The sequence below is a fragment of the Streptomyces violaceus genome, from assembly GCF_036014075.1.
Lineage (GTDB): Bacteria > Actinomycetota > Actinomycetes > Streptomycetales > Streptomycetaceae > Streptomyces > Streptomyces violaceus.
On record NZ_CP107911.1, the window covers coordinates 2,186,413 to 2,198,689 of the forward strand.

The 12,277-nt window shown below is 72.8% G+C and carries 10 protein-coding genes; 4 read left to right on the plus strand and 6 right to left on the minus strand.

All coding sequences use genetic code 11. The features are described 5' to 3' along the window. Positions 1 to 449 precede the first annotated feature (449 nt). Positions 450 to 818, minus strand: coding sequence for a VOC family protein (locus OG542_RS09770; protein ID WP_328409982.1), 369 nt, complete (start codon positions 816 to 818; stop codon positions 450 to 452). A gap of 63 nt (positions 819 to 881) precedes the next feature. On the opposite strand from OG542_RS09770, the gene OG542_RS09775 reads away from it, so the two are divergent. Then, a complete protein-coding gene (locus tag OG542_RS09775) occupies positions 882 to 1,340 on the plus strand; it encodes a MarR family winged helix-turn-helix transcriptional regulator (RefSeq protein ID WP_311128132.1) in 459 nt (152 codons plus the stop codon). Between the two features lie 218 nt (positions 1,341 to 1,558). Here OG542_RS09775 and OG542_RS09780 read toward each other — a convergent pair whose 3' ends face one another. Continuing rightward, complete coding sequence (locus OG542_RS09780; RefSeq protein ID WP_311128131.1) at positions 1,559 to 1,936, minus strand: VOC family protein; 378 nt, start codon at positions 1,934 to 1,936, stop codon at positions 1,559 to 1,561. Then, positions 1,933 to 2,709 carry an arsenate reductase/protein-tyrosine-phosphatase family protein gene (locus tag OG542_RS09785; RefSeq protein ID WP_328409985.1) on the minus strand — a complete coding sequence of 259 codons (777 nt, stop codon included), beginning with the start codon at positions 2,707 to 2,709 and terminating at the stop codon, positions 1,933 to 1,935. Before OG542_RS09785 ends, OG542_RS09780 begins: the two co-directional genes overlap by 4 nt. A gap of 81 nt (positions 2,710 to 2,790) precedes the next feature. On the opposite strand from OG542_RS09785, the gene OG542_RS09790 reads away from it, so the two are divergent. Then, positions 2,791 to 4,062, plus strand: a complete 1,272-nt coding sequence (locus OG542_RS09790; RefSeq protein ID WP_328409987.1) for an APC family permease — start codon at positions 2,791 to 2,793, stop codon at positions 4,060 to 4,062. A 29-nt stretch (positions 4,063 to 4,091) separates the two neighbouring features. On the opposite strand, the gene OG542_RS09795 is transcribed toward OG542_RS09790, so the two are convergent. Further along, complete coding sequence (locus tag OG542_RS09795) at positions 4,092 to 4,490, minus strand: DUF6223 family protein (protein ID WP_328409989.1); 399 nt, start codon at positions 4,488 to 4,490, stop codon at positions 4,092 to 4,094. A 232-nt stretch (positions 4,491 to 4,722) separates the two neighbouring features. On the opposite strand from OG542_RS09795, the gene OG542_RS09800 reads away from it, so the two are divergent. Next, complete coding sequence (locus OG542_RS09800) at positions 4,723 to 5,850, plus strand: sensor histidine kinase (RefSeq protein ID WP_328409991.1); 1,128 nt, start codon at positions 4,723 to 4,725, stop codon at positions 5,848 to 5,850. Then, positions 5,847 to 6,506: a response regulator transcription factor gene (locus tag OG542_RS09805; RefSeq protein ID WP_328409993.1), complete on the plus strand. Its 660-nt coding sequence runs from the start codon at positions 5,847 to 5,849 to the stop codon at positions 6,504 to 6,506. The genes OG542_RS09800 and OG542_RS09805 overlap by 4 nt, the downstream gene beginning before the upstream one ends. A 177-nt stretch (positions 6,507 to 6,683) precedes the next feature. On the opposite strand, the gene OG542_RS09810 is transcribed toward OG542_RS09805, so the two are convergent. Beyond that, positions 6,684 to 8,042, minus strand: a complete 1,359-nt coding sequence (locus tag OG542_RS09810; RefSeq protein WP_328409995.1) for a TIGR02679 family protein — start codon at positions 8,040 to 8,042, stop codon at positions 6,684 to 6,686. Further along, positions 8,033 to 12,277, minus strand: coding sequence for a TIGR02680 family protein (locus OG542_RS09815; RefSeq protein ID WP_328409998.1), 4,245 nt, complete (start codon positions 12,275 to 12,277; stop codon positions 8,033 to 8,035). Before OG542_RS09815 ends, OG542_RS09810 begins: the two co-directional genes overlap by 10 nt.

A 12,277-nucleotide genomic window follows, 5' to 3' on the forward strand; every position in this document is an offset into this window, starting at 1 on the left:
CAGCACCTGGCCCGCGGAGCGTACCCCGAGCATGCGCGAAGGCGACCAAGCCGTAATCATGCCGTGATCCTAACGGCTTGCCGGCAGTGCTCGACCACCACTCTTGAAACACCGGATTAACTCGTCAGACGAATGGCTTGTTTGCTGTGGCGAGCGCATTGGGGCCAGGTTGATGGCTGCACGGGTCAGGCGGCCTCTCCGACCTCCGGCGGTTCGGCCGGCTTCCGCCCATTCAAGACCTGCCGCACCCACCCCTCCGACAGGCACAACCGGGCCGCCAGGTCCGGCACCAGCACCCCACGCCGGTTTGTGTGTCCGACCGTGCCGCCTCGGCCGGCGCTTGCCCAACGGCGGTTATCGCCAGCCGTCTCAACCGGACAGCCGCGTCGGCTCCGAGAAGTCGAGCCTGGGGCGCAACCGCTGGTGATCGTCCGGTGGCGTTCGGTCGATCAAGCGCGGTCGTGGAGCGTGACCTGGTAACCGTCGGGGTCGGCGAAGGTGAAGGTCCGGCCGAAGGGACCGTCGACCGGTGCGGAGACGATGGTGTGACCGTCGGCGACGAACGCGTCGTGGATGGTCTGGACGTCGGTGGCGTGGAGCCAGATCGCGGCACCGATGCCGGGCTGAGCGACGGATGCGAGGTCGGTGCCGGGAATGACGTCGCGAAGTGCGAACGCGATCGGCTTCGTCTCGAAGACGACGGCGTGCGGAGGTCCGGCCGGCGAGCGGACGAGGCCCAGGTACTGCTCGTAGAACGCCTGCGAAGCGTCGAGGTCGCGTACTTGGAGCGAGATGAAGTCGGGGCCGGTGGCGGGCATGATGACGCTCCTTCTTTCCGTGTCAGTTTTCTGACACGCATCAAGCTATGTCAGAATACTGACATGGGTCAAGAAGGTGTCGGCGTCGACCTGGAGACGTCACTGGGCTACCTGCTCAAAGAATCGTCGAGCGCCCTCCGCGCGGCCATGGAGGAAGTGCTGCGGCCGCTCGGGATGAGCGTGACGCACTACTCCTGCCTCGAGCTGCTGGCGCAACGACCGGGCTTGTCGAACTCCGAGCTCGCGCGGGGCGCGTTCGTGACACGGCAGACGATGAACGTGCTGCTCCAGGCGCTGGAACGAGACGGCTACGTGACCAGGCCTGCGGAGGCACCCGTCGGGAAGGTGCTTCCCACGCGGCTCACGCCTCGCGGCCGACGAAGCCTCGAGCAGGCGAGCGCAGCCGTCCGGTCCGTCGAGGCCAGAATGCTGGCCGGCCTGACCGAGACCGAGCAGTCAGACGCGTTCCGGATCCTGCAGAGCATGATCCATTCCCTGCGCGGTGACAACGAGAGTGCATAGCTCGTTCCGCGGCGCACATCTCGTCGCGCTCGGACAGGAGTGCAGCCGAGACTGAAATCCGCGTCGGCGACCTCGAAAACCGACATACCGACAAAACCCTCTACTGCGATAGCGGAGGCCCGGTCGATCTCACGGGCGGTGAGGCGTTCGCCCTCAGAAGGGGACAACGGAGCGTTCAGCACGTCCGCGACGGCAGGCAACAGGTGAATGCGTTTCGCCTAGCGCGCAGGTTCGAACAGTTCGATGAGGTTGCCGGCGGGGTCGGTGAGCAGGATCTGACGCCCGCCGGGGCCCGAGACGACATCGCTGAGGAAGGTGAGTCCGGCGGTGCGTAGCCGGTCGGTCTCGGTGTCGAGGTCGTCGACGGTCAGGTGGATGCGGTTGCCCCCGGCGCCGAGGTCGCTGGGGGTGGCGCGGGCGCCGGAGCTGGCCGGGCCGGACAGCAGCAGCCGCAGCGGCCCGCGGGTCACGTCGGCGAAGGCGGGGGCGGGGTGGCTGCGGAGGGTGAAACCCAGGTGGCTGGTGTAGAAGTCGATGGCCGCCTGGACGTCGTCGACGAGGTAGCGGACGCTGGCGAACTGGTCGGGCGTGGTCACGGCTGAACCTCCTGTGGCGTGAGGGTGAGCAGCGGCAGCAGGTAGCGGATGCGGGTGTCGATCTCTGCTGCCGTGCGGACGAATGCGGGGTGGCCGACCGGGCCGGGGCTGGTGGCCGCGGCGGGGTCGGGGATGCTCCAGTGGACCAGCCGTGGCAGGTCGCCGAAGTCGGGGCAGACCTCGCGGACCTTGTCGCACAGGCTGATCACGTAGTCGAACCGGCGGCCGAGCACGGTGTCCAGGTGTCGTGGACGCTGCCCCGAGATGTCGATGCCGTGCTGCTCACGCAGGACTTGCACGGCGTCGGAATGGAGGCGGGGTTTGGGATGGCTGCCGGCGCTGGCCACCTCGACCCGACCGTCGGTGCGGTGGCGCAGCAGCGCCTCGGCGATCGGGGAGCGGGCGCTGTTGCCGGTGCAGACGAACAGGACGGCGGGCCGCCCTTCCGGCCGAGGCGAGGACGGCGGGGCGGGGGCGAAACCCAGCGCTGGGTGCAGGGCGCTACCGGCGTGGGCGAGCCCGTGGGCGCACTGCCGCAGGTCCAGGTGGTAGTAGCTGTCGCGGGCGTCGAAACTGCTGCGGCGGGCGGTGACCAGCCCGCCGCCGCGGAGCAGCCGCAGATGGTAGGAGACCAGGTTCTGTGGCTGGCCGACCCGCTCCACCAGTTCGCGGACCCGATAGTCACTCGCGGCGAGTTCCGTCAGCAGCTTCCACCGCAGCGGGTGGGCGGCCAGCTGCACGAACGCCGGGGCGGCGGGATCCGAGGCCCTCATGACGCCAGAATACATCAAACTGAATTGATGTACCTTGCTGTCGGGAGTCCGACGCTCAATGCCGGAAGACGGAGGCACGTCATGAGTCAGCCCGCCGAGACCGCGTCACCTCAGCTCCAGCGGCGGCTCGGCGTCGGCGACTCCGTCCTCATCGGACTGGGTTCGATGATCGGCGCGGGCATTTTCGCCGCGCTCGCCCCGGCCGCCCGCGCGGCCGGCTCCGGGCTGCTGGTCGCTCTGGCGTTGGCCGCGGTGGTGGCGTACTGCAACGCCACCTCCTCCGCCCGGCTGGCCGCCCGCTATCCGGCTTCGGGCGGCACCTACGTCTATGGCCGCGAACGCCTCGGCGACTTCTGGGGCTACCTGGCCGGCTGGGCCTTCGTCATCGGCAAGACGGCCTCCTGTGCGGCGATGGCGCTGACCGTCGGCTCGTACGTGTGGCCCGGTCATGCCCACGCGGTGGCGGTCGCCGCGGTGGTGGCGCTGACCGCCGTGAACTATGCCGGGATCCAGAAGTCCGCTTGGCTGACACGGGTTGTCGTCGTCGTCGTGCTGGCGGTGCTTGCGGCGGTCGTGGTCGCGAGCCTCACCTCGTCGGCAGCGGACACCGTCCGGCTGGATGTCGGCTCCGATGCCACCGTCACCGGCGTGCTGCAGGCGGCGGGCCTGCTGTTTTTCGCCTTCGCCGGGTACGCCCGCATCGCCACCCTCGGCGAGGAAGTCCGCGATCCCGCGCGCACCATCCCCCGCGCCATCCCGCTCGCCCTCGGCCTGACCCTGGTCGTGTACGCGGCCGTGGCCCTCGCCGTCCTGATGGTGCTCGGCCCCCGGGGGCTGGGCGAGGCGGCCGCGCCGCTGTCGGATGCGGTGCGGGCCGCGGGTGCGGACTGGCTGGCGCCCGTCGTGCGGGTCGGGGCGGCCGTCGCCGCGCTCGGCTCCTTGCTCGCTCTGATCCTGGGTGTCTCCCGCACCACCCTGGCGATGGCCCGCGACCGGCACCTGCCCCACGTCCTGGCCGCCGTTCATCCGCGCTTCCAGGTGCCGCACCGCGCCGAACTGCTGGTGGGCGCCGTCGTCGTCGTGTTCGCCGCCACCGCCGACGTACGTGGCGCGATCGGCTTCTCCTCCTTCGGCGTCCTGGTCTACTACGCCGTCGCCAACGCCTCCGCCTGGACGCTCACGCCGGACGAGAACCGCCCGCCCCGCATCGTCCCCGCGGTCGGCCTGGCCGGCTGCCTGCTGCTGGCCTTCACCCTGCCCGCCGACTCCGTCGGATGGGGGACCCTGGTCCTGGCCGTCGGCATCGCCGCCTACGGCATCCGCCGGGCCATCAGCGCCCGCCGGGCGACCTGAGCCGCTCACCTGCACGAGCGAGGTGTCGCCTAGGAGGTGGCCCCGAACTCCCGCTCATGTCCGACGCTCCCGGCGCTCCGCTCGGTGCGCCGGGAGCGGGCGAGAGCGCGCCGGCCGAGAGCCATGGCGATCAGCCCCAAGGGGATGGCCGCGATGGCTCCCACCATCCCGTTGCCCGTACCGGGGCCACCGCTGGAGGTGGCCAGATGCAGCGCCGCGAGGGCCGTGCCGACCAGGCCCACCGCCATCGCCGCCTTGGCGCCGGTGCGCGCGTTGCCGGTGCTGATACGGCCGGCGACGCGGGCCAGGGCCAGCCGGCCGATGGCCACGCCGATCAGCCCCACCCCGAGGGCCAGGTTGGCCCCTGTCCGCCCGTCGCCGATGACTCCGCCCTCGGCGGCCACCGTCAGGACATCTGTTGCGCTCATGCCGCTCTCCTCCTTCGTGCGTGGCGAATTCCGCGGTTTCCGTTGTGCCTCGAGATTGCCTGGCGACCGCCCTGCTGGTCGTCCGGCGGCTGCGGTCTTTTCGAGCTGCCGTCGGCATGGCAGTCGACTGCCGCGCGTGCGGCAGGCGGCGGGCGTGTACCGCGGATGCGGTAGCCGGCCGCTCGTCCGCGGGCGGGACTCGCCCGCAACGGGGTCCGGCTAGGGTGCGCGCATGGACACAGGGCGTTTTCGTGTCCCGGCCGGTGCCATGGACTGGGTGATTGCCGTCAGCGTGGCGGCACTGCTGCTGGGAACCGGGCTGTCGGGGCGGCACCCGGCCGGGGAGCGCGAGCTGATCGGTGCCGTGCTGCTGGCGGCGGGCGGTCTGGCGCTTGTCGCGCGTCGTAGGGCTCCGATTGCCGTGCTGGCTGTCACCGGCCTGTGCGCGGTGGGGTACGAGGCGGCGGGTTTTGAGGTGCTCGCCGTCTCGTACCTGGTTGCGGTGTACGGCGCCGTGCGGGCTGGGCACCGTGTCCTGACGGTGGCGGTATCCGTGTCCTTGCTCGTCGTTCTCCCTCTCACGGCGCTGGTCTTCCGCGACGGGCCGGCACGCGAGGCGTTCGCGCAGGCCCGGAACGTGCTGGAAATCGCCTGGCTGATTGCCGCCTTTGCCGCCGGGGAGGCGCTGCGGCAGGCCGAGCGGCGGGCGGACGAAGCCGAGCGCACCCGGGAGGAGACCGCTCGGCGCCGCGCGGATGAGGAGCGGCTGCACATCGCGCGGGAGCTGCACGACTCCCTCACCCACCAGATTTCGATCATCAAGGTGCAGTCCGAGGTCGCCGTCCACGTAGCCCGCAGGCGCGGCGAGCAGGTGCCCGAGACGCTGCTGGCGATCCAGACGGCCGGCCGGGAGGCGACCCGGGAGCTGCGCGCGACGCTGGAGGCCCTGCGCGACGACGACACGACCCCGCCGCAGAGCCTCGAGCAGGTACCGGAACTCGTGGAGCGCGCCCGTTCGATGGGCCTGGACGCGACGCTGACGATCGAAGGGCAACGGCACGACCTGCCGGCCGCGGTGGGCCGGACCGCCTACCGCATCGTCCAGGAAGCACTGACCAACACCGCCCGGCACGCCCGTGCCACCACCGCGACGGTCCTGATCGAATACCGGCCCGACGCCCTTGCCGTCCAGGTCGACGACGACGGCAAGGCCACCCCCGACGACACCCCGGCTCCCGGCCTCGGGCTGCTCGGCATGCGCGAACGCGTCACCGCCCTCGGGGGCCGGCTGCGCGCGCAGCCGCGCACCGAGCACGGCTTCACCGTCCAGGCCGAACTCCCTGTGGAACGAGCATCATGATCCGTGTCCTGCTGGTCGACGACCAGCCGCTCATCCGCAGCGGCTTCCGCGCGCTGCTCGACCTCGAAGACGACATCGAGGTGGTGGCCGAAGCCGCCGACGGCGACGAGGGGCTGGCGCTCATCAAGGATCATCTGCCCCACGTAGCGCTCATCGACATCCAGATGCCGGTCATGGACGGCATCGAGGCGACCCGGCGCATCGCCGCGGACCCGACCCTGGCCGGCGTCCACGTCGTCATGCTGACCAACTACGGCATGGACGAGTACGTCTTCGAAGCGCTGCGCGCCGGCGCCGCCGGGTTCCTGGTCAAGGACATCGTGCCGGAGGACCTCCTGCACGCCGTACGGGTAGCCGCCCGCGACGACGCTCTGCTCGCCCCGTCCATCACCCGCAAGCTGATCCACCGGTACGTCGCCCAGCCGCCCCCCGCCTCCAGTGCCGCGCTGGAGGAGCTGACCGGCCGCGAGCGCGAAGCGGTCGCCCTGGCCGCACAGGGCCTGTCCAACGACCAGATCGCCGGCCACATGGTGATCAGCCCGATGACCGCGAAGACCCACATCAACCGGGCCATGACCAAACTCCATGCCCGAGACCGGGCCCAACTCGTGGTTCTCGCCTACGAATCCGGCCTGGCCGCCCCGCGCAAGGGCTGACAGCCGGCAGTGGCGTCAAGATATCGCCCGTAACACCCACACCGCACATCACACGCACACACAAAGCCACAGGTCAGGGGCCCTCTGTCGCCGGTTCAAGGACAGGACGACAGCGCGCTGCTCACCAATGGTTCGGTCCTCGTCGGATCTGCGCCCACCGCGCTCTCGGGACGCGGCTCAGTGGGGACCCGATCCGAGGTCCGTGAGCAAGTCGTCCAGCACCATCTCCTCCTCGACCCGGACACCGCGCTCGGCGAGAGCGACGGCCAGGGCAGGGTCCCAGGGAGTTGCCGCGGGCGGGCCCATCAGGTCCGGGGCTTCGGCCGCTTCGGTCACGGCTGTTCGGTAATCGGCTGCCGTGTAGCGCCACGGCAGCCAAGGGACGCTTCGCGCCAGCGCTGCGGCGATGCGCACCCCGCCCCAGTCGAAATCGCCGTGGTAGAGGAGGCGGGCTCCCCGCATGGACAGGTCGCGCAGCAAGGTGAGCGCGGCGGCCGACGGTTGCCCCTGGAGGCACACCATGGGCGGGCACTCCGGGCCGAGGGCGTCGGCGGCGGCGGACAGCACGGCCGGGTTCTCGCAGATGTGCACGGTTCCCGCCGCCGCAACGGAGGCGACCGGTGCGAGACGGGTGAGGGAGCGGAGCGTCAGGACGGCCGGTTCCCCCGCGTCGGCCATCCAGTCGAGGGCGGGAGTACCGCGCAGGTTGAGGGTGAGGACGGTCGATGACAGGTCGTCCTTGAGCAAGCCCGCCGAGGCCCACGCCTCCCGCCGCCACTGCGCACCGGATCCGTCGGGGAAGCCGGTGAGGCAACGGATGCCGGACAGCACGAGAGTGGCGAGCGGCGTCCCCTCGTCCAGGGCATGGGCGCCCGAGAGGTTCCGTGCCGCGAACGTCGCCCGCGATGTCGGGGGTGACGCGGGCAGCGCACGCAACGCGCGCACGGCAGCTTCCACCAGGGGGGCCGCGGCCTCCGGTGTACGGGCGAGGCGCCGTACGAGACCGTCACGGCGGATCCGCTCGGCCCAGCGGGCCAGCTCCGCGTCGAGGTTGACGAGCGGGGCGTAAGCCTCCTCCCAGGCCTGTTCCTCCCTGTTCCGTGTCTCGGCGTGGAGTATGACCGGGCCGGTGAGGGCGATGACGGCCGCCGCCAGTCCGTCGGGGCTGACACCGGAGCGACGCAGGATCTCGTCCACGGTGGCGAGGCGCACGCTGAGGGAGCCGCCGGATCGTGGTGCCCGTCCCAGCAGGCGTTCGGCGGCGCGCCGTTGGGACTCGTCGGGGTCGGACAAGGTGACGGAGCCGGTGAGCGGCCGGCCGCGTGCCATGCGCTGCCGCAGGCGGTCCACGAACCAGGTGAGGCCGGAATCGCCGAGCAGACGTCCGAGGCGCTCGGCATCGACGTCGGTCCGGGCTTCTGCCGGTGACGGCCCGGTCTGCACCGCGTCCGCGGTGGCGTCGGGCGGTGTCGTGCGTCCGGCCGCCGCCCGGCCTCCGTCGCGGTCGGGCCAGGTCGCTGAACGGTCTACGTCCACAGGGAATCCTGTCCGCCGACGCTGTCGACCACGGCGGCCCGCTCTGGCTCACCGAAGGGACCCACCGGCCCGTCGGGCCCCTCGTCACAGTCACCGCCAGCGGCACCGGCAGCCGCCGCGAGCGCGTCCGGCCGGGCACCGGGCTGCGTGCCGCGCCGCCGCTCGCTGCCGTCCCATTCCCAACGCGTCACCAGTACGGCGTCGATGTCGTCGACGCGGGAGAGCTGGGCGATGGCGATGCCGGGCACCTGGGGGTAGCAGGCCCATTCGCGTTCGCTGGTCATCACGACGTCGAGGTCGAAGGCGCGCAGCAGACCGAGGCACTTGGCGCGCGAGTCGTCGTCGACGCCGGCGAACGCCTCGTCCAGGGTGACCAGGCGCGGGGCGTGCGCGCCGCCCGCACTCGCGTAGTGCGACGACGCGGCCGCGAACAGGGGCACGGACGCGGCCAGAACCCGCTCCCCGCCGGAGGCCGGTCCGGTGGCCGGAACCCACTTGCCGTGCTGGTGGCGTTCGACGCCGAACTCGTGCCAGGACCGGTAGTCGAGGGCGGCGGTGAGGTCCTCAAGCCAGCTGCCGGCGCTGTCGTCGGCCTGCCGGTGGGCGATCTGTTCCTGGAGGAACGCGCCGACCGCGGCCCGGTCCTCGGCCGACCACGCGTCGGCGGACTGACGCAGCCGTTCGCGGGCCTGGGCCAGTCCCTGCGGGGCCCGGCGGGACGCCCTCCACACCAGCCGCAGTTTCATGCCGGTGGAGGTCGGGCGCTCTTCCAGCTCCCTGTTCATGGCGGCCACCTGCCGTTCGGCCGCGCCGATCAGTTCCTGGAGCGTCCCGGCGACCTCGGTGATCAGATGGGTCTGGAGGACCTCGCGCTCGCGTGCGGACAGGATGCGGGTCAGTTCCGCGACCTCCACGGCCAGTGCCTCGGCGAGTTCGGGCACGGCCCGTTCCCGCCCCTGGTAGACGATGGCGACCCGCATGCCGTCCTCGCTCGGTCGGGCGGTGGCGGTGTGGCCGTGCCGCGACAGCGCGTCCTGGAGCCTGCCGAACTCCTCGCTCAGCCGCTTCTGCACGCGCTCCCAGGCCGCGTCGGTGTCGTCGATCGAGGAGAGCCGTGACTCCACGGCCCGCGCGAGGGCGATGGCGGGGGTCGCCGCCCACGTCCCTCCCCCGTCGTCCGGTACATCGACGTCGGGCAGCGCGACGGCGAGCAGTCCCGTCGCCGCGAACCGCTGGAGCGCCGCGACGGCCTCCTCACGCGCGGCGGTCGCTTCGGTGACGTCCTCGGCGAGCCGCTCGATGCGTCCCTCGGCGCGGCCGGCCCGCCGGTCGGCGTCACCGTACTCCGCCCGGGCCTGCCCCCGCTCCTGCTCGCAGACCCGGGCCGCCTCGGCCGTCTCCTCCAGTTGCCTCTGCAGCTCGGCGACGGCCGCTCCGACGGTGGAGCGCAGGGTCGTGAGGTGTTCGTCGGCCGCCGCGGCCATCCGAGCCGCCTCCGTGGCGCGCTCCGCGAGTTCGGACACGAGGCGTTCGGCCCGGTGGGTCTCCTCCTGTTCGCCGGTCACCGCGCGTTCGGCGTCGACGCGTTCACGCAGAGCGGGCCACAGGGCCGCCAGGAGAGCGGTGTGGTCGGCGAGCGCCTGGCGCACGGCGCCCAGTGCCGTGGGGTCGGTGGGGAGGTTCAGGGCGGCCGCCGTGTCGGCCAGTTCGGCCGCCGCGCGCTCGGCCCTCGACGTGGCCGGAGCGAGTTCCGCGGCCCGTTCGTCCCTCCGGGCGCGGACGCGGCGAACCGCCTCGGTCGCGGCGGTGACGCGGGCGTGGGCGTGCCGCAGGTCGTCGTCGTCCGGCAGTGCGGCGAGTTCGGCGTCCAGCACGGCACGGCGCCCGGCCACGGCGCGGGCCTCCTCGGCCAGCCGTTCCCGCTCCGCCGTCAAGCCGTCGACCTCGGCGCGCAGTTCCCCGATCCGGACGCGACGCGCCTGTTCCCGCGCTCCTTCCCCCACGTACTGGGCGCTGTCCTTGGCCCAGCTCCCGATGAGCGCCCCGACGCGGAAACGCCCGTCCGCGCAGATCCAGGTGTCGTGGCCGCCGTCCTCCCAGGCGGCTTCGCCGGGCCCGTCGGCGTCGCCCGCGGCCAGTCCGATCGAGGCGAGCAGGCGCGCGACTGTCTCCTCCCCCACGGCTGCGGCGCCCGCGTCGGCGGGGTCGACCGCCGGACACAGCGCGCGGTCGAGGCCGGTTCCGCCGAGCAGCCCGACCGGGTCGAGCAGCACGTCATGGCCGTCCGCCGCGACCGCGGAGCCGTCCGGCCGCACCCACGCGTCGAGGAGCCCCGATGCCTCCAGCGCGGCTTCCAGTCCCGCGCGTTCGGCCTCGGTGACGTGCGGGCGGAAGTCGACCAACCGCCACAGCGGAGCGCCGGGGCCCCTGTCCCGCACGCCGGGTGTGCGCGTCGGGGGAGCCGCGGGGCCGCGCTCCCCACCCGTTTCGAGGGCGGTCAGTTCCTCCGCCGCCAGCCGCTGCCGCTCCGCCGTCACCGCCGCGCGGTGGGCCAGTCCGGCCGCCTGTTCGGCCAGGCGGGAGGCGGCGGCGCGATGCGCCTCGCCCGCCGCCGTACGGGCCGGCGGCGGGCCGTCCAGACCGCCGACCCAGTCCTGTACGGCGTCCAGGACCCCGGGCAGCCCGGGCACCCGCAGCTCCACGCACCCGGAGAGGTGCTCCCGTACGGCCGTGACCAGCGCCCGCCCCGCCAGAGCGACGTCCTCCTCCGCCTCGGCCAGCCGCTCCTCGCCGTGCACGACCTCCTCATCGGCCTCGTCGGCGCGCAGCCGGGCCGCCCGGTGCTGCTCTTCGGCCTGCTCGGCGCGCGTGGCGAGTTCCGCCACGTGCTCGACGGCGCGCCGCCTGCTCGCGGTCGCCTCGTCCGCCTCCCGGCGCAGAACCGTCTCGGGGGCTCCCTCCGTCCTGGGGACATCGAGCCGGGCGGCCGCGGCGCTCTCGGCCACCCGGTCCCGGATGCCGTCCAGCGTCTTACGGGCGGCCGTGAGCCGGTTGTCCGCGGTGGCGAGCCGGCCCAGAGCACGGGTGTGCGCCTCGGCCGCCGTACGCCGGTCCGCCTCGGCCCGCTTCAGCTCTCCGGCCGTGCGGGAGGCGTCGTCCGCCGCTCGGTCGAGCGCACGGGCGTCGCGCATCTCGGGCCGGGACCGCAGTGCGGCTTCCTGGGCGGCCAGCCGCGCGGCGCGCTCGTCCAGGGCGCGGCCTCTCTCCCCGGCCTCCTCGCGGTCCGCCTCGGCCCGCTCCCGGTCCGCCTGCGCCCTGACGAGTTCCCTCTGCAGGTTCTCGTACCGGGCGTGTTCGCGGCGGGGCAGGCGGGCGCGCCGCCGGGAGGCGAGGCGGGCATAGCGGCGATAGTGGTCGAGGAACGCCGAGGATGCCTGTTCGGCCTCGCGGGCCGCCCGCAGTTCCTCCTTCTCCTCGTCCAGTGACCGGAACGCCTCCGCCGCGTCGGCGACGACCGCCTGGTCCATCGGCGGCAGCGCCTCGGTCAGTGCCCGGGACAGGGCGGCCTCGCTCGGGCGCTTGGACAGCTGGGGCTGGCGCAGCTGGATCAGGAGGTCGACGAGGGCGCCGTAGCGCCGCTCCCCGAGACCGAAGAGGGCTTCGTCGACCGCCCTGCGGTAGGCCTTCGCCGTGTCGTACACCATGCCGTGGTCGCCGACGGCCTCGGCGAGCCGGTCCCGGGACAGTGCCGTCCCGGTCGCGTCCAGCAGGTCGAGGCCGGCACCGATCCGCTGGTCGGTGACCGCGTACCAGTGGCGGGCGATGCCGCGTCCGGCGACCGCCTTCAGTCCGCACAGCAGCGTGCGGAAGTGCGCCTCGCCGGTGGCGGCGTCGAGTCGTCCGAACTCGATCCAGGTGTAGCCGAGCCGTTCGGGATGCGGGTGGGCGCCGCCCAGGAGCAGGTTCCACTCCATGCGCTTGCCCGGGTCTCCGTCGGGTTCGACACGGCGGGCGGAGAGGTCGCCGTCCAGGAGGAACGGCAGGGTGAGGGCGAGCACCTTCGACTTGCCGGTGCCGTTGTTGCCGCGCAGCAGCAGTCGGCCGTCGCGGAACCAGAACTCCTCGATGTCGTAGTGGAAGAGATCGACGAGTCCGATGCGCAGGGGTCGCCACCGGCCGGGCGCGGGAGCGGGGAGCGCGGGGCCCGGCGACTCGGGGCGGGAGGGCGCGGTCAC

Bases quoted from the DNA above. Each gene is read 5' to 3' on its own strand.
- OG542_RS09770 (WP_328409982.1), bottom strand. From the start codon at position 818: ATGCCCGCCACCGGCCCCGACTTCATCTCGCTCCAAGTACGCGACCTC.
- OG542_RS09775 (WP_311128132.1), top strand. From the start codon at position 882: ATGGGTCAAGAAGGTGTCGGCGTCGACCTGGAGACGTCACTGGGCTAC.
- OG542_RS09785 (WP_328409985.1), bottom strand. From the start codon at position 2,709: ATGAGGGCCTCGGATCCCGCCGCCCCGGCGTTCGTGCAGCTGGCCGCC.
- OG542_RS09790 (WP_328409987.1), top strand. From the start codon at position 2,791: ATGAGTCAGCCCGCCGAGACCGCGTCACCTCAGCTCCAGCGGCGGCTC.
- OG542_RS09795 (WP_328409989.1), bottom strand. From the start codon at position 4,490: ATGAGCGCAACAGATGTCCTGACGGTGGCCGCCGAGGGCGGAGTCATC.
- OG542_RS09800 (WP_328409991.1), top strand. From the start codon at position 4,723: ATGGACACAGGGCGTTTTCGTGTCCCGGCCGGTGCCATGGACTGGGTG.
- OG542_RS09805 (WP_328409993.1), top strand. From the start codon at position 5,847: ATGATCCGTGTCCTGCTGGTCGACGACCAGCCGCTCATCCGCAGCGGC.